General features: G+C 70.7%; 13 protein-coding genes. 8 read left to right on the top strand and 5 right to left on the bottom strand.

Features of this window, described 5'->3' with window-relative positions; genetic code table 11:
• Positions 1-73 precede the first annotated feature (73 nt).
• Entirely contained in the window at positions 74-1345 is a 1272-nt protein-coding gene (locus AB0412_RS02110; protein WP_366400508.1) for an extracellular solute-binding protein, read from the bottom strand.
• Positions 1346-1831: 486 nt separating this feature from the next.
• Here AB0412_RS02110 and AB0412_RS02105 point away from each other — a divergent pair, with 486 nt between their 5' ends.
• Positions 1832-2863 (top strand): LacI family DNA-binding transcriptional regulator, encoded by a 1032-nt coding sequence (locus AB0412_RS02105; protein WP_366400507.1) that lies wholly within the window; start codon positions 1832-1834, stop codon positions 2861-2863.
• An 88-nt stretch (positions 2864-2951) separates the two neighbouring features.
• Complete coding sequence (locus AB0412_RS02100; protein WP_366400506.1) at positions 2952-3818, top strand: phosphatase PAP2 family protein; 867 nt, start codon at positions 2952-2954, stop codon at positions 3816-3818.
• Positions 3819-3946: 128 nt separating this feature from the next.
• Here the strand turns inward: AB0412_RS02100 and AB0412_RS02095 are convergent, their stop codons facing one another.
• Positions 3947-6946: a bifunctional [glutamine synthetase] adenylyltransferase/[glutamine synthetase]-adenylyl-L-tyrosine phosphorylase gene (locus AB0412_RS02095; RefSeq protein ID WP_366400505.1), complete on the bottom strand. Its 3000-nt coding sequence runs from the start codon at positions 6944-6946 to the stop codon at positions 3947-3949.
• A gap of 161 nt (positions 6947-7107) precedes the next feature.
• Between AB0412_RS02095 and AB0412_RS02090 the strand changes: the two genes are divergently transcribed.
• The 3 genes from AB0412_RS02090 to rox all read left to right on the top strand — a co-directional run bounded on the left by AB0412_RS02090 (position 7108) and on the right by rox (position 9692).
• Positions 7108-7623, top strand: a complete 516-nt coding sequence (locus AB0412_RS02090; RefSeq protein ID WP_366400504.1) for a pyridoxamine 5'-phosphate oxidase family protein — start codon at positions 7108-7110, stop codon at positions 7621-7623.
• 22 nt (positions 7624-7645) lie between these two features.
• Complete coding sequence (locus AB0412_RS02085; protein ID WP_366400503.1) at positions 7646-8092, top strand: VOC family protein; 447 nt, start codon at positions 7646-7648, stop codon at positions 8090-8092.
• 172 nt (positions 8093-8264) lie between these two features.
• Positions 8265-9692, top strand: a complete 1428-nt coding sequence (gene rox / locus AB0412_RS02080) for a rifampin monooxygenase (RefSeq protein WP_366400502.1) — start codon at positions 8265-8267, stop codon at positions 9690-9692.
• A 72-nt stretch (positions 9693-9764) separates the two neighbouring features.
• Here the strand turns inward: rox and AB0412_RS02075 are convergent, their stop codons facing one another.
• Both AB0412_RS02075 and AB0412_RS02070 read right to left on the bottom strand, forming a co-directional pair.
• On the bottom strand, positions 9765-11321 hold the full coding sequence (locus AB0412_RS02075) for a pectate lyase (RefSeq protein ID WP_366400501.1): 1557 nt from the start codon (positions 11319-11321) through the stop codon (positions 9765-9767).
• Between the two features lie 204 nt (positions 11322-11525).
• Positions 11526-12713 (bottom strand): globin domain-containing protein, encoded by a 1188-nt coding sequence (locus AB0412_RS02070; RefSeq protein ID WP_366400500.1) that lies wholly within the window; start codon positions 12711-12713, stop codon positions 11526-11528.
• 289 nt (positions 12714-13002) lie between these two features.
• Between AB0412_RS02070 and glnA the strand changes: the two genes are divergently transcribed.
• The gene (glnA, locus tag AB0412_RS02065; RefSeq protein ID WP_366400499.1) at positions 13003-14364 is read left to right on the top strand and encodes a type I glutamate--ammonia ligase; all 1362 of its coding nucleotides are present in this window, start codon (positions 13003-13005) and stop codon (positions 14362-14364) included.
• A gap of 90 nt (positions 14365-14454) precedes the next feature.
• Here the strand turns inward: glnA and AB0412_RS02060 are convergent, their stop codons facing one another.
• Positions 14455-14916 carry an Rrf2 family transcriptional regulator gene (locus AB0412_RS02060; protein WP_366400498.1) on the bottom strand — a complete coding sequence of 154 codons (462 nt, stop codon included), beginning with the start codon at positions 14914-14916 and terminating at the stop codon, positions 14455-14457.
• 122 nt (positions 14917-15038) lie between these two features.
• On the opposite strand from AB0412_RS02060, the gene AB0412_RS02055 reads away from it, so the two are divergent.
• Positions 15039-15701, top strand: a complete 663-nt coding sequence (locus tag AB0412_RS02055; protein ID WP_366400497.1) for a DUF3105 domain-containing protein — start codon at positions 15039-15041, stop codon at positions 15699-15701.
• A gap of 14 nt (positions 15702-15715) precedes the next feature.
• On the top strand, positions 15716-16345 hold the full coding sequence (locus AB0412_RS02050; RefSeq protein ID WP_366400496.1) for a DUF305 domain-containing protein: 630 nt from the start codon (positions 15716-15718) through the stop codon (positions 16343-16345).
• The last annotated feature ends 32 nt before the right edge of the window (positions 16346-16377 follow it).

Genomic DNA, 16377 nt, shown 5'->3' with positions numbered 1-16377 from the left:
ATCAAGGAGTACGGCACGGCCGGTGGCCGCCGGACCCTCCCCTCCTGGACGGGGTCCGGCGGCCACCCGGGCGTCACTTGCTGAAGTCCGGCACCAGCTTGGCGATCGCGATCTCCGCGTCGCTCAGGCCCTTGTCCAGGGAGTCCTTGCCACCGGCGATCTGCGGCAGCTCGTCGTCGAGCGGACCCCACAGCGAGCTGTACTCGGGCAGCGCCGGGCGCGGCTGGGCGGCGGAGAGGACCGTCTGGTAGCCCGCGATGCCCGGGTCGGCCTTGACCTGGTCGGTGTAGGCGTCGTCACGCGTGGGCAGCGTGGAGTTCTTCAGCGCGATGGTCTCCTGCGCCTTGGCCGAGGTCATGAAGTTCACGAACTTCAGCGCGGCCTGCTGCTTGTCCTCGGTGGAACCGGCGTAGACCGACAGGTTGTGGCCGCCGGTCGGGGCGCCCGCCTTGCCGGCGGAGCCGGCCGGGACGGTGGCGATGCCGAGGTTGTTCTTGTCCTTGAACGCCGAGCCCTTGTAGAAGTTGGTGATCTCCCACGGGCCCTGGATGATCGCGGCGACCTTGCCGTTGACGAACGCGTCCTGGATGTGGGCGTAGGCGTCGGCGGTGGTGTCGGCCTTGTGCAGGCCCTTGCCCTTGAACAGGCTCAGCCAGGTGCCGTACGCCTTCTTGGCCTCGGGCGACTTGACGGTGATCTTCTTGGCGTCGACGTCGACGGTGTCGGTGCCCTCGCCGTAGAGGAACGACTGCGCGTAGTAGGCCTGGGTGGAGCCCCAGTAGCCGTCGACGCCGGTCTTCTCCTTGATGGTGGCGGCGGCCTTCTTCAGCTCGTCCCAGGTCTTGGGGGCCTCGACGCCGGCCTTCTCGAAGAGCTCCTTGTTGTAGACCAGCGCGAGGGTGTCCGTGGTGAACGGAACGCCGTAGGTCTTGCCCTCGTACTTGGCCTGCTCGAGCAGGTTGGACTTGAACTTGTCCTGCTCCTTGAGGGCCTCGGTGCCGTCCAGCGGCAGGAAGAAGCCCTTCTTGGCGAAGGCGGGGGTCCAGCCGACCTCGGAGCGCAGCACGTCGGGGGCACCCTTGGAACCGGCGGCGGTGTCGAACTTGTTCTGCGCCTGGTCGAAGGGGACGTTGACGTAGTTGACCTTGATGTCCTTGTTGGCGGCCTCGAACTCCTTGACCAGGGCCTGGTACGTCGGCGCCTCGTTGGTCGCGTTGGAGGTGTCCCACCAAGTGATGGTGACCGGCCCGCCGGCCTTGTCACCGCTGTCGCCGTCTCCGCCGCAGGCCGTCGCCGCGAGGGCGAGGGACGCCACCAGCGCGGTGGCCGCTATGCCACGCCGCATGAGTTCTCCTTGAGGGTGAAAGCCCGAGTGGGTGGGCCCTGTCGTCCCATCCCCGCCGTCCGCCCGGAGGGCGGGGATGGGACGACAGGGCCCGCAGGTGGCGGCCCCGTCTGCCGCTCCCGCCGACTTGCCGACTGCGCCGTTGCGGCCGTCGGGCGATGGTGAACGTAACAGCGATGTAAGCGATTCGAAAGACCTTGCTGAAAACTTTTGCAAGGCGGCGCGAGAGTTATCCCGCCGTGACCTCTCCTCGACCACTCCGCGACCGGGATTTTCCGCTTCCCAACAGGCCGTCGGACAGTTGTGCAAGACTCTGCAAGCACTTGCCATCCGTTGCCGTCGGGGGAATCATCCGTTGCGGAACGGACGCCGACCACCACATGAGGGACCGCGATGACCCAGCAGCCCGCAGCGGGCCGTTCGACGGCGCGCACCAGGCGTCCGTTCGGTGTGCAAGGGGAGACACGCCAGCTACAGTCCAGTCCTGTGACCACACGGCTTGCCGATATCGCTGCTCAGGCGGGGGTGAGCGAGGCGACCGTCAGCCGCGTCCTCAACGGCAAGCCGGGCGTCGCCGCCACCACCCGCCAGTCCGTGCTCGCCGCCCTGGACGTCCTGGGCTACGAGCGCCCGGTACGGCTGCGCCAGCGCAGCGAGGGCCTGGTGGGCCTGATCACCCCGGAGCTGGAGAACCCCATCTTCCCGGCCCTGGCCCAGGTCATCGGCCAGGCCCTGACCCGCCAGGGCTACACCCCCGTCCTGGCCACCCAGACCCCGGGCGGCTCCACCGAGGACGAGCTCACCGAGATGCTCGTGGACCGCGGCGTCGCCGGCATCATCTACGTCTCCGGCCTGCACGCCGACACGACGGCCGACATGCAGCGCTACGAACGCCTCCGCGCGCAGGGCGTCCCCTTCGTCCTGGTCGACGGCTTCTCCCCCAAGGTCCAGGCCCCCTTCATCTCCCCCGACGACCGCGCGGCCATGGCCCTCGCGGTGACCCACCTCGCCTCCCTGGGCCACACCCGCATCGGCCTGGCCCTCGGCCCCAAGCGCTTCGTCCCCGTGCAGCGCAAGATCGAGGGCTTCGTCCGCACGATGCAGGACCAACTGGGCCTGTCCACCGACACCATCGAGACCGAGCTGATCCAGCACTCCCTCTACACCCTGGAGGGCGGCCAGGCAGCCGCCACGGCCCTGATCGAACGCAGCTGCACGGCCATCGTCTGCGCCAGCGACATGATGGCCCTGGGCGCGATACGAGCGGCCCGCCAACGGAACCTCGAAGTCCCCGACGACATCTCCGTCGTCGGCTTCGACGACTCCCCCCTGATCGCCTTCACCGACCCGCCCCTCACCACCATCCGCAAGCCGGTCCCGGCGATGGGCCAGGCCGCGGTCCGCACCCTCCTCGAGGAGATCGGCGGAACCCCCGCCCCGCACAGCGAGTTCGTGTTCATGCCAGAGCTCGTCGTACGTGGTTCGACCGCCTCGGCCCCCACCGCGAATCGTCCCTGAGGCGGAGCCGCCCCGAGCAGAACATGCGGGTCGGACCCGACCAGAGGATGATCTGAGGGGGAGGGTCTTTCTGGCAGACTCTGTGCCTATGGGTGACACGACCGTGACAACGCTGGAGGGCCGGCAGAAGGCCGTTCCGCACCCCGTCACGGACGCATCACCCAGGCCGAGGCGCACTCCCCGCAGGCCACGCCTGTGGTTCGAGATCCTGCTGATCGCGGTGAGTTACTGGACGTACTCCCTCATCCGCAACGCCGTCCCCGAGCAGCGGGCCGAGGCCCTGAGCAACGCCGACTGGATCTGGCAGCTGGAGCACCACCTGGGCATCGCCGTCGAGGAGTCGGTCAATCACGCCGTGAACTCGGTGACTTGGCTCATCGTCGGCATGAACTACTACTACGCCACCCTGCACTTCGTGGTGACCCTGGGTGTCCTCGTGTGGCTCTACCGCAGCCACCCCGGCCGCTACGCGGCGACCCGCCTGGTCCTGTTCTCCACCACGGCGGTCGCCCTGATCGGCTACTACCTCTACCCCTTGGCCCCGCCCCGTCTGATGAACGGCAACACCTTCATCGACACCGTGATGGTCCACGAGACCTGGGGCTCGATGGCCTCCGGCGACCTGAAGAACATGTCCAACCAGTACGCCGCGATGCCCTCGATGCACATCGGCTGGTCGGTCTGGTGCGGCCTGACGATCTTCGCCCTGGCCACCGTCCCCTGGGTCAAAGTGCTCGGCCTGCTCTACCCGGCGCTGACCCTGATAGTGATCGTGGCAACGGCCAACCACTTCTGGCTGGACGCGGTGGGCGGCATCCTCTGCCTGGCCGTCGGTTACGCACTCGCCACCCTCTGGTACGGCACGCTGCCCCACCGCCTCCCCAGACGAGTCGAGCCCCGCAGCCGCGAGACGACCGGAGCGGGACGTGGTGGTACGGCGCGGCCCGCCGCTTAGCCGGTCCCCACGCAGGCCCACCTGCCACCACAGGGAGGGGCGCGACTGCGGCGGGCCGTGCCGTACCACCGCGGCCCGCGACCCACGGACCGCGCAAGGCGCGGTGACCTCAGCCCAGGCCGAACAATTCAATCGGCGTAGAACAGCTCCTCGACGACCCCCCGAGCCCGCCGCGCCGTACGCCGGTACGCATCGAGCATGTCCCCGGCCCGCCCAGGCCCGTACCCCAGATACCGCCCCACGGCCGCCAGCTCCCGCGGATCCGTGGGAAACGTGTCCCCCGCCCGCCCCCGCACCAGCATCACCGCGTTCCGCACCCGCGTGGCCAGCACCCACGCCTCGTCGAGAACCCCGGCGTCGTCCTCGGACACGAGCCCAGCCGCGGCCGCAGCCGCCAGCGCCTCCCGCGTACGCGTCGTCCGCAGCCCCTCCACCCGCGCCCCGTGCCGCAGCTGCACCAGCTGCACGGTCCACTCCACGTCCGACAGCCCACCCGGCCCGAGCTTCGCGTGCAGCTTGGGATCGGCCCCCCGCGGCAGCCGCTCGGACTCCATCCGGGCCTTGAGCCGCCGGATCTCCCGCACGGCCTCCTCCCCCAGCCCGCCCTCCGGGTACCGCAGCGGATCGACCATCTCGACGAACCTGCGCCCGAGATCCTCGTCGCCCGCGACATACTCGGCCCGCAGCAGCGCATGCCGCTCCCACACCAGCGCCCACCGCCGGTAGTACGCCTCGTACGATTTCAACGTCCGCACCAGCGGCCCGGACTTCCCCTCCGGCCGCAGATCGGCATCGACGAGCAGCGGCGGATCGGCACTGGGAAGCTGCAACAGCCGCCGCATCTCGGCGACGACCTTGTTCGCGGCCCTGGCCGCCTCCCCCTCGTCCACGCCGTCGCGCGGCTCATGCACGAACAGCACATCGGCATCGGACCCGTAGCCCAGCTCATGGCCCCCGAACCGCCCCATGCCGATGATCGCGAACCGCGTGGGCAGCGTGTCCCCCCACCCTTCCCGCACCACGGCCCGCAACGTCCCGGCGAGCGTCGCGGCCGTCAGATCGGACACCGCTCCCCCCACCAGTTCGACCAGCGCCCCCGCATCGGCCTCAGCAGGCTGGGACTCCGTCCCGTACGATCCGACGATGTCCGTGGCGGCCGTACGGAACAGCTCACGCCGCCGCACCCCACGAGCGGCGGTGACCCCTTGAACCGCGTCGTCGGCCCGCCCCACGGCCGCGAGGATCTCCTGCTCCAGATGGGCCCGCGGCCGAGGCCGAAGCCCCCCGCCGTCCCCGTCCCCCAGCAGGGCGACCGCCTCGGGGGCCCGCATCAGCAGATCGGGCGCGAGCCGCCCGGCCGACAGCACCCGGGCCAGATTCTCCGCCGCCGCCCCCTCGTCCCGCAGCAGCCGCAGGTACCAGGGCGTCTTCCCCAGCGCGTCGGACACCTTCCGGAAGTTCAGCAGCCCCGCATCCGGATCGGCCGAGTCCGCGAACCACCCCAGCAGCACCGGCAGCAAGGTCCGCTGGATCGCCGCCTTGCGCGTCACCCCGGACGCCAGCGCCTCCAGATGCCGCAGCGCGGCCGCGGGATCGGCGTATCCCAGGGCGACCAGCCGCTCACGCGCCGCCTCCGCACTGAGCCGCGCCTCACCGGGCGCGAGCGCGGCGACGGCATCGAGCAGCGGCCGGTAGAACAGCTTCTCGTGCAGCCGCCGCACCACGGACGCATGCCGCCGCCACTCACGGTGCAGACTCGCCACCGGGTCCGTCCGCAACCCGAGGGACCGCCCGAGCCGCCGCAGATCGGCCTCGTCCTCGGGCACGAGATGGGTCCGCCGCAGCCGGTACAGCTGGATCCGGTGCTCCATCGACCGCAGAAACCGGTACGCCTCGTCCAGCTGCGCGGCATCGGCCCGCCCCACGTACCCGCCGGACGCCAGCGCCTTCAACGCGTCGAGTGTCGTCCCGCTCCGCAGCGACGCGTCGGACCGTCCGTGCACCAGCTGCAACAGCTGCACGGCGAACTCGACGTCCCGCAGTCCCCCGGGCCCCAGCTTCAGCTGCCGGTCGACCTCCGCCGCGGGGATGTTCTCGACGACCCGGCGCCGCATCTTCTGCACGTCGCCGACGAAGTTCTCCCGCTCGGCGGCCTGCCACACCAGCGGCTGGAGCGCGTCGACGTACTCCTGCCCGAGCGCGAGATCACCGGCGACGGGACGGGCCTTGAGCAGCGCCTGGAACTCCCAGGTCTTGGCCCAGCGCTGGTAGTAGGCGAGGTGGGACGCCAGGGTGCGCACCAGCGGCCCGTTGCGCCCCTCGGGCCGCAGATTCGCGTCGACGGGCCAGATCGTGCCCTCGACGGTGGTCTCGGAGCAGATCCTCATCATGTGCGAGGCGAGCCGGGTGGCGGCCCGCAGCGCCTTTCCCTCGTCGGCCCCCTCCACGGGCTCGCCGACGAACACCACGTCGACGTCCGACACGTAGTTCAGTTCATGCCCGCCGCACTTCCCCATGGCGATCACCGCCAGCCGGCACAGCCCGGCATCCCCCGGCGCGTCGGCCTCGGCGAGGGCGAGAGCCGCCCGCAGCGTGGCCGTGGCGAGGTCGGCGAGCTCGGCGGCGGTCTCGGCGACCTCGGTGGTGCCGCAGACGTCCCGCGCGGCGATGGACAGCAGACAGCGCCGGTAGGCGACCCGCAGCGACACGGGGTCGGTGGCGCCCGCCAGCCCCCGCTCGAACTCCTCGATGCCGGGGTGCAGGTCGCTCGGCTCGTACGTGACGAGCGCCCGCCAGTCACCGGCATGCCGGGCGAGATGGTCGCCGAGGGCGGCCGAGGCACCGAGCACCCCCAGCAGCCGGTCCCGCAGCGGCTTCGCCGCGATCACGGTGTCCAGCAGCTCCTGCCGGTCGGTCGGTCCGGGCTGCGCCTCCAGCAGCCGCACCAGGCCGAGCAGCGCCAGATCGGGGTCAGCGGTGGCGCCGAGCGCGGCCAGCAGCACGGGATCGCTCCGGACGGCCGCCAGCTCGGGCCCGTCCAGCAGCCGCTCGGCGGCGGAGGGGTCGGTGAAGCCGTGCCGCAGCAGCCGAGTGAAGGTACTGCTCCTGCGCCCCGGCGCCGACGTCATCCCGGCCTCCCTCGCTGCCTCGGATCAGGCTCGTACTGCCCTGAGCCTAACCAAGCCGCCGCTGACCGGCCCCGGGACGGCGTGCGATGAGTCCGCCCGCGGTGCACGGTCTGAACACCTGGACCCGACCCGCACGCCGACCCGGACCTTGGAGGCACGCGATGACCGACACGACCACACCCGAGACGCACCTGGACTCCCGCTACAGCGACCCGACGGCGACCGCGGTCCCCTGGGCGCGGGCGGAAGCACTCCTCGCCGAGGCGGAACTCTTCTGGATCTCCACGGTCCGCCCGGACGGCCGCCCCCATGTGACCCCGCTCCCGGCCGTCTGGTCGCAGGGCGCGCTGCACTTCTGCACGGGCCCGGACGAGCGCAAGGCCCGCAATCTGGCGGCGAACCCGCACGTCGTGCTGACGACCGGCACCAGCACCTGGAACAAGGGCTACGACCTGGTGGTGGAGGGCGAGGCGGTGCGCGTCGCGGACGACGCCCGGCTGCGCGAGCTGGCCGCCGCGTGGGAGGCGAAGTACGGCAGCTTCTGGCACTTCGAGGTGCGGGACGGGCACTTCCACCACGGCCCGGGACACGCGGTGGTGTTTTCGGTGGCGCCCCGCCAGGTTTTCGGCTTCGGTAAGGGAGAGCCGTTCAGCCAGACGAGGTGGCGGTTCGCCTGACGTCGACGAAGGAGTCGCGCACATGGACATGACCCTCGAAGTGATCCCGCTCCCCGTCAGTGACATCGACCGGGCCAGGGACTTCTACCGGGACAAGGTCGGCTTTCACGTGGACATCGACCAGGAGGTCATGCCGGGCATGCGCATCGTCCAGCTGACGCCGCCCGGTTCCGGCTGCTCGATCGCGCTGGGCGACAGCATCTGGGAGATGACCCCCGGCCCCACCCCGGCCCCCGGCTCCTACCAGGGCCTCCAGCTGTGCGTCGCCGACATCAAGGCGGCCCACGCGGACCTGACCGCGCGTGGCCTGGAGATCTCCGAGCCGGTCCAGTACGCCCCGGACGACGGCGCGACGTTCATGCACTTCAAGGACCCGGACGGCAATGGCTGGGCGGTCCAGGAGTACCGCCGCCGCGCCACCGAGCCCCTGCACAAGCTCCTGGCGGCCCTGGCGGCACGCAACGCCTGACGCAAGCCGCCGGAATGACGGCTCACATGACAAAGGCAAGGAGTCACGGACTCCTCGCCACTCTCAACGTACAGCGCGGAGGGGGCCTTGCGGCAAGGCCCCCTCCGTCGCGCAGAATGACCGGCCGACGCCACAGTCTGCGTCACTCTGCGCTGAAACATGGGGGAATGCCGTGTTCGACGTCATCATCACCGGTGCCGGCCCGACCGGCCTGATGCTCGCCGCCGAGCTGCGCCTGCACGGCGTGCACGTGGTCGTCCTGGACAAGGCCACCGAACCCACGCCGGTGGTCCGCTCGCTCGGGCTGCACGTGCGCAGCATCGAGATCATGGACCAGCGCGGCCTGCTGGAGCGGTTCCTCGCGCACGGCAAGCAGTACCGGGTCGGCGGCTTCTTCGCCGGCATCGACAAGCCCTGGCCCGACCGCCTGGACACGGCGCACGGCTACGTCCTCGGCATCCCGCAGACGATCACCGACCGCCTGCTGGAGGAGCACGCCGCCGGGCTCGGCGCCGACATACGGCGCGGCTGCGAGCTGACCGGTCTGAGCCAGGACGCGGACGGCGTGACCGCCGAGCTGGCGGACGGCACCCGGCTGCGCTCCCGCTACCTGGTCGGCTGCGACGGCGGCCGCAGCACGGTGCGCAGGCTGCTCGGCGTGGGCTTCCCCGGCGAGCCCAGCAGGAACGAGACGCTGATCGGCGAGATGGAGGTGGCCGTACCGCAGGAGACGGTGACGGCCGTCGTCGCCGAGGTGCGCAGGACCCAGCAACGCTTCGGTCTGGGCCCCCTCGGCGACGGCGTGTACCGCGTCGTCGTCCCGGCGGCCGGGGTGAGCGAGGACCGCGCGACCGCACCCACCCTGGAGGACGTCAGGCGGCAGCTGCGGGCGACCGCGGGCACCGACTTCGGCGTGCACTCCCCGCGCTGGCTGTCCCGCTTCGGCGACGCGACCCGGCAGGCCGAGCGCTACCGGGTCGACCGGGTACTGCTGGCCGGCGACGCGGCGCACATCCATCCGCCGCTCGGCGGCCAGGGACTCAACCTCGGCGTCCAGGACGCCTTCAACCTGGGCTGGAAACTGGCCGCCGAGGTACACGGCTGGGCCCCGCCCGGGCTCCTGGACACCTACGAGTCCGAACGCCACCCGGTGGCCGCCGCCGTGCTGGACACCACCCGCGCGATGTCGCTGCTCGTGTCCACCGAGCCGGGCCCCCGGGCGGTACGCCGCCTGCTCACGGAGCTGATGGACTTCGACGAGGTGAACCGCCACCTGATCGAGAAGATCACCGCACTGGACATCCGCTACGACGTCGGCGGGGACGGCGAACTCCTCGGCCGCCGCCAGCGCGACATCCCCCTCGGGCGAGGCCGCCTCTACGGTCTGATGCACACCGGCCGCGGCCTGCTGCTGGACCGGACCGGCCGGCTCTCGCTCGACGGCTGGACGGACCGCGTCGACCACGTCGGCGACGTCGGCGAGGACCTCGACGCACCAGCGGTCCTGCTGCGCCCGGACGGCCACATCGTCTGGGCCGGCGACGACCAGCGGAGTCTGCTCGACCGGCTGCCGCGGTGGTTCGGGCCCGCGGCCGGATGAACGGAAGTGGGGGGTCCGGGGGCCGTCCGCAGAAAGTGCGGCGGCCCCCGGCCGGGCTGTCCTGTGCCGTGGCTAGCCGGCGTAGGTCTCGAACTCGGCGACCTTCGGCGTCCCGCCGGCGCTCGTGATCTCGAAGGTGACCTTCTTCAGGGACGTCTGCGGGAAGCCGATGACGCCCGCGCCGCTGCCGGAGGCCAGCACGGCACCGGTGTCGCCGTTGAGGACCCGCCAGGATCGGATCGTCCCCTCGGTGCCCGCCGCCTCCCGAATGTTGATCTTGGAGACGGTGGTGGCGGTGCCCCACTTCACCGAGACGGAGCCGGTCGAGCCGGACGGTGACCAGTAGGTGTTCATGTTGCCGTCGCGCACGTTGCCGTAGCTCGTGCCGGCGGCCTTGCTGGTGCCGTCGGCACCGGCGCCGATGCTGAGGTTGGTCCCGGCGGGCGGGGTCGTCGGCGTCGGCGTGGGGTCGGTGGGCGTCGGGGTCGGGTCGGTCGGGGTCGGGGTGGGCGACGGCGTCTGCGCGGTGCAGTTGCCGTCCGAGACGCGCAGGCCCTTGTCGGCGCCGGCCGTCTGGCTCACGATGCCCGGCACACAGTCGGCGGCGTCGAGGGTGTACGCGTACGGAATGCCGACGGACGTGTTCGACGTGGGGTTCGGGCCCGCCGGGTTGTTGTCCTCGCCCGGCTCGGACCACGTCACGTTGTCGAAGATGTTGCCGCTGACCTGCCAGTAGCCGGCCGCGTCGGTGTAGAAGGTGCCGAGGACGTCCTTGGAGTCCTCGAAGTAGTTGTTGTCCACCTTGGCGCGGGCGCCGGCGCGGGAGTTGATGCCGGACTCGTTCAGGCTCACGTAGTGGTTGTTGTAGATGTGGGCGATGCCGCCGCGCAGCAGGGGCGCTCGCGAGTCGATGTTCTCGTAGAGGTTGTGGTGGAAGGTGACGAAGCCGTTGGAGACGTCGCTCTCGCTGGAGCCGATGAGGCCGCCTCGGCCGGAGTTGCGCAGGCGGCTGTAGGACAGGGTCACGTACTGGGTGTTGTCCTTCATGTCGAACAGGCCGTCGTAGCCCTCCGACTCGCCGCCCGACGCCTCCAAGGTGACGTGGTCGACCCAGACGTTGCGGACGTCGCTCTCCATGCCGATGGCGTCACCGCCGTTGGAGGTGGGCGAGCCGGACTTCTTGACGTTCCTGACGGTCACGTTCTGGATGATGATGTTGCTCGACTCGCGGATGTGGATGCCCAGTTGGTCGAAGACGGCTCCGCTGCCGACGCCGACGAGGGTGACGTTGCTGATCTGCTTGAGCTCGATCTTGTCGGCGGCGGTGCTGCAGCTGCCGCCGGACACCTGGGTGGTGTTGCCGTGGTTGATCGTGCCCTCGACCTGAATCGTGATCGGGGTGCTGCTGCTGGCCCGGCCGCACAGGGCCTGGTGGATCTGGGTTCCCGTGGTGGCCCGCACGGTCTGCCCGCCCGCACCGCCGGTGGTGCCGCCGTTCTGGGTCGCGTAGCCGGTGGGGCCGGCGGCCGCCGCGGACGCGGTGGGCGCCGACAGGGTCACACCCGCCACGGCAGCAAGCGCTCCCGTGGCCAGTGCGGCGGAGAGTCGCAGGGCGACTTTTCTTCTCATCGCTGCCTCGTCTTTCGTCCTTGAACGTCGTGGAATGTCCTGACCACCTTCATGTCGTGCGCATGACAGTCCCGGGGAAAGCGCTTTCTGGCGGCGACAGTAGAGTGAACGGGGAGGGGCTGGCAACGCTCCGCGCAGTTGTGGAATGTCAACTTCCGGAACGGCGGGGGGCGTTGGGCCCCCCGCCGCATCGACGGATGCGTGTCAGGCCTGCTGGGCCAGCCACAGGTCCGGGCCGAACACCTCGTAGTGGATGTCGGCCGGCGCGACCCCCTTGCCGATCAACTGCTCCCGCACCGCCCGCATGAACGGCAGCGGACCGCACAGGTACGCCCGCGTGCCGGAGGGGACCGGCACGTGCGCCAGGTCGACGTACCCGGTGTGCGCACCGGCCGGGGCGTCCTGCTCGTACCAGAAGTGCACGGCGCTGTCCGGCAGCTTCGCCGCGTACGCCTCGTGGTCGGTGCGCAGGGCGTGATCGGCCGGGGAGCGGTCGCCGTGCACGACGGTCACCGGCGCGCGGTGCCCGCTCTCGGCGAGATGCGCCAGCATCGCGGTCATCGGGGTCACCCCGATCCCGGCGGAGGCGAGCAGCAGCGGCGTGCCGGCGTCGGCGTCGAGCACCAGGTCGCCGTACGGCTCGGACAGCTCGAGCAGGTCGCCGGCCCGCACGCACGCGTGCAGGTGGTGCGAGACCTCGCCCTCGGGCGCGGAGCCGCCGTGCACCCGCTTGACGCTGAACTGCCGTTCGTCCGGCCCGGGCGCGCCGGAGAGGCTGTACTGCCGTATCTGCCGCGCTCCGTCGGCGAGAGCGACCCGGACGGAGACGTACTGGCCGGCGCGGAAGTCCCGCACCGGACCGCCGTCGGCCGGGCGGAGCCGGAAGGTCACCACGTCGGCGGTCTCGGTGACACGCTCGACGACCTCCCAGGTCCGCCAGTTCCGCCCGCCGCGCTCCTCGTAGAGCCGCTTCTCGATGGCGACGAGGGCGTTCGCCATCAGCCAGTAGACCTCGTCCCAGGCGGCCGCGACCTCCGGTGTCACCGCCTCGCCCAGCACGTCCGCGATGGCGGCGAAGAGGTGCTCGTGGACGATCTGGTACTGCTCCGGGGCGATGCCGAGGGAGGCGTGCTTGTGGGCGATGCGCTGGAGCATCGCGTCCGGCCGCCGGTCGGGGTGGTCCAGCAGGTGGGTCGCGAAGGCGGCGATGGATCCCGCGAGGGCCTGGCGCTGGGTGCCGGCGGCCTGGTTGCCGCGGTTGAACAGGTCGCGCAGCAACTCGGGGCGGGCGGCGAACATCCCGGCGTAGAACCGTTCGGTGATCTCCCCCAGGGACGCGCCGACGGCGGGAAGCGTGGCACGCACGACGGCAGCGGACTGCTCGGACAGCATCGGGTCTCCTCTGGCTGGACAAGCCGGCTGCGCCGGACTTGCTCGGCTGCTTGCGCCCCCATTAAAACTTGCATCAAAGATTCCAATTAACGCGGGGTGGTTGATCGACGCGGAGGGCCGGGTTGCGGACCCGGCTGTTACGGATGCCGCCATGAACGGGCAAGATGGGCGACAGGGCGGTCGGCAACGCACACGTAATGCTGGTGTGGTGGGATGACCCGAGTGCCCGACCGCCTCCCGTGGCCCGGGAGAACAGGCGGCCTGACCGGCAAGGATGGGGAAGCGGAAGATGGACAAGCAGCAGGAGTTCGTGCTCCGGACCTTGGAGGAGCGCGACATCCGGTTCGTACGCCTGTGGTTCACGGACGTGCTGGGCTTCCTGAAGTCCGTGGCCGTGGCCCCGGCCGAGCTGGAGCAGGCGTTCGACGAGGGCATCGGCTTCGACGGCTCCGCCATCGAGGGCTTCGCCCGGGTGTACGAGTCCGACATGATCGCCAAGCCGGACCCCTCGACGTTCCAGATCCTGCCGTGGCGCGCCGAGGCCCCCGGCACGGCCCGGATGTTCTGCGACATCCTGATGCCGGACGGCTCCCCGTCCTTCGCCGACCCGCGCTACGTCCTCAAGCGCGCCCTCGCCCGCACCTCCGACCTGGGCTTCACCTTCTACACCCACCCGGAGATCGAGTTCTTCCTGCTGAAGAACAAGCCGGTCGACGGCAGCCGCCCGACCCCGGCCGACAACTCCGGCTACTTCGACCACACCCCGCAGAACGTCGGCATGGACTTCCGCCGCCAGGCGATCACCATGCTGGAGTCGATGGGCATCTCGGTGGAGTTCTCCCACCACGAGGGCGCGCCGGGCCAGCAGGAGATCGACCTGCGCTACGCGGACGCGCTGTCCACGGCCGACAACATCATGACGTTCCGCCTGGTGATGAAGCAGGTGGCGCTGGAGCAGGGCGTGCAGGCGACGTTCATGCCGAAACCGTTCTCCGAGCACCCGGGCTCGGGCATGCACACGCACCTCTCCCTCTTCGAGGGCGACCGGAACGCGTTCTACGAGTCGGGCGCCGAGTACCAGCTCTCCAAGGTCGGCCGTTCCTTCATCGCGGGCCTGCTGCGGCACGCGGCGGAGATCTCGGCGGTCACCAACCAGTGGGTCAACTCCTACAAGCGCATCTGGGGCGGCACGGAGCGCACGGCGGGCGCGGGCGGCGAGGCCCCCTCGTACATCTGCTGGGGCCACAACAACCGCTCGGCGCTGGTCCGGGTGCCGATGTACAAGCCCGGCAAGACGGGCTCGGCCCGGGTGGAGGTCCGCTCCCTGGACTCCGGCGCCAACCCGTACCTGGCCTACGCCGTCCTCCTGGCCGCCGGCCTGAAGGGCATCGAGGAGGGCTACGAACTCCCGCCGGGCGCCGAGGACGACGTCTGGGCCCTCTCCGACGCGGAACGCCGCGCGCTCGGCATCGAGCCGCTGCCGCAGAACCTCGGCGAGGCCCTGACCCTGATGGAACGCAGCGACCTGGTCGCCGAGACCCTCGGCGAACACGTCTTCGACTTCTTCCTCCGGAACAAGCGCCAGGAGTGGGAGGAGTACCGCTCGGAGGTCACGGCGTTCGAGCTGCGGAAGAACCTGCCGGTGCTGTAGGCACGGGGTCCGCGCAAGGCCTCGCGGGTTCACCAGGGGCGACGGCCACGGGTCGTCGCCCTTGCTGCTGCCCGCGGGCGTCGGCCGGCGTCAGCTGCTTCCCGTCGCGGTGTGCGTTCGCGAGATGGTCAGCAGGAGCGGGCCCGTAGGGGTGCTGATCAGGTCTTCGAGGGTGAGGGGGTCCAGGGCGGCGAAGAAGGCCTCCTGGGCGTTGCGGAGGGCTCCGCGCAGGCGGCAGGCGGAGTTCAGGGGGCAGGGGGCGGTGGTGGTCGTGCCCTCGCAGTCGACGACGTCGCCCTCGCCCTCGAAGGCGCGGACCACGGCGCCCACGGACGCCGTGCGGCCCCGCTCGGTGAGCGCGAGTCCGCCGCCCCTGCCCCGGCGGGCGGTGAGCAGGCCCCTGTGCTGGAGTTCGGCGACGACCTTCGCGGCGTGGGTGTAGGGCACGTCCATCGCCGCCGCGATGTCACGGGTCGTGGGGTTCGGGTCCGTGGTCGCGGCGAGGCGCATCAGCAGGCGCAGGGCCAGGTCGGTGGAGCGCAGCAGCCGCATACCGGGCAGCGTAGGTAATGCGCATCCGGGGTTCAAATTTCTGCGCCCCTACGACTGGTCTCACCTTCCCCATTACGATCAGCTCACCCGATCGTCCCACCCCTCACCCGAAGGGCACACCCATGGGCTCCGCCAAGAAGAGCAGCGCGGCACGCAAGGCACGCATAGAGGAGATGCGGCGCGCAGAGCAGGCCCGCGAGCGGCGCGGGCGGATCCTCACCATCGGCGCGAGCGTGGTGGTCGTCGCCGGTCTCGTGGTCGGCGGGGTGTTCCTCGTGCGGTCCCAGTCGGACGACTCCGACAGCGCCGCGAGCGACTCCAAGAACTCCGGTCGCTTCGTCACCGGCAAGGACGGCGTGAAGAAGTGGGAGGGCACGCTGGCCCGCAACCACGTCACCAAGTCGGTCAGCTACCCGGTGACACCCCCGGTCGGCGGTGACCACAACCCGGTCTGGATGAACTGCAACGGGGACGTGTACACCAAGGAGATCAACAACACCAACGCCGTCCACTCGCTGGAGCACGGCGCGGTGTGGGTGACGTACAACTCCCAGGCCGACAAGGCGGACGTCGACGCGCTCGCGGCGAAGGTGAAGAAGACGCCGTACACGCTGATGAGCCCGGTCGACGGTCAGAAGGACCCGATCATGCTGACCGCGTGGGGGCACCAGCGGACGGTGACCGGTGCCGAGGACCCGGCGGTCGACGCGTTCCTCGAGAAGTTCGTGCAGGGGCAGCAGACGCCCGAGCCGGGGGCGGCCTGCACCAACGGGCTGGCTCAGTGAGGCAGCCCGGCTTCATGAGGCAGTCCGGGTTGATCGCGGCGAGCGCGGTGGTCGTGCTGGTCGCCGGTGGCGCGATCAGTTACGCCGCCGTCGCCGGGGGCGAGGAGTCCGGCGGCACCCCTTCCGCCGGGTCCGCCGACGCCGGGTTCGCCCGGGACATGGCCGTGCATCATCAGCAGGCCGTCGAGATGTCGTACATCGTGCGGGACCGGACGAAGGACGAGGAGGTCCGGCGGCTCGCGTACGACATCGCGCAGACGCAGGCCAACCAGCGGGGCATGCTGCTGGGGTGGCTGGACCTGTGGGAGCTGCCGAAGGTGTCGGCCGATCCGCCGATGACCTGGATGGGCATGGGCGGCCGGGGCTCCTCCGGCGAGGACCCTGACGGGGCGCTGATGCCGGGGATGGCGACGAACGCCGAGATGAAGCGGCTCGGCGAGCTGAACGGCAAGCAGGCCGAGGTCTTCTATCTGCGGCTGATGACCGACCACCACAAGGGTGGCGTGCACATGGCCGAGGGGTGCCTCAGCAAGTGCGAGGTCGGGGTGGAGAAGCGGCTCGCCCGGACGATGGTGGAGGGGCAGCGGTCGGAGATCGAGCTGATGGCCGGGATGCTCCGGGAGCGGGGCGCTCGCGCTCGGTGAGCCGCGGGTGGGTGCGCGGCCGTGTGATCTGC

It is taken from the genome of Streptomyces sp. NPDC052012, assembly GCF_040689265.1.
In the GTDB taxonomy this organism is placed as follows: Bacteria; Actinomycetota; Actinomycetes; order Streptomycetales; family Streptomycetaceae; genus Streptomyces.
Note: the sequence above shows the minus strand (reverse complement) of the source record. Positions and strands in the feature narration are given on the sequence as shown.

Bases quoted from the DNA above. Each gene is read 5' to 3' on its own strand.
- AB0412_RS02110 (WP_366400508.1), bottom strand. From the start codon at position 1,345: ATGCGGCGTGGCATAGCGGCCACCGCGCTGGTGGCGTCCCTCGCCCTC.
- AB0412_RS02100 (WP_366400506.1), top strand. From the start codon at position 2,952: ATGGGTGACACGACCGTGACAACGCTGGAGGGCCGGCAGAAGGCCGTT.
- AB0412_RS02095 (WP_366400505.1), bottom strand. From the start codon at position 6,946: ATGACGTCGGCGCCGGGGCGCAGGAGCAGTACCTTCACTCGGCTGCTG.
- AB0412_RS02090 (WP_366400504.1), top strand. From the start codon at position 7,108: ATGACCGACACGACCACACCCGAGACGCACCTGGACTCCCGCTACAGC.
- AB0412_RS02085 (WP_366400503.1), top strand. From the start codon at position 7,646: ATGGACATGACCCTCGAAGTGATCCCGCTCCCCGTCAGTGACATCGAC.
- AB0412_RS02075 (WP_366400501.1), bottom strand. From the start codon at position 11,321: ATGAGAAGAAAAGTCGCCCTGCGACTCTCCGCCGCACTGGCCACGGGA.
- AB0412_RS02070 (WP_366400500.1), bottom strand. From the start codon at position 12,713: ATGCTGTCCGAGCAGTCCGCTGCCGTCGTGCGTGCCACGCTTCCCGCC.
- glnA (WP_366400499.1), top strand. From the start codon at position 13,003: ATGGACAAGCAGCAGGAGTTCGTGCTCCGGACCTTGGAGGAGCGCGAC.
- AB0412_RS02060 (WP_366400498.1), bottom strand. From the start codon at position 14,916: ATGCGGCTGCTGCGCTCCACCGACCTGGCCCTGCGCCTGCTGATGCGC.
- AB0412_RS02055 (WP_366400497.1), top strand. From the start codon at position 15,039: ATGGGCTCCGCCAAGAAGAGCAGCGCGGCACGCAAGGCACGCATAGAG.
- AB0412_RS02050 (WP_366400496.1), top strand. From the start codon at position 15,716: ATGAGGCAGTCCGGGTTGATCGCGGCGAGCGCGGTGGTCGTGCTGGTC.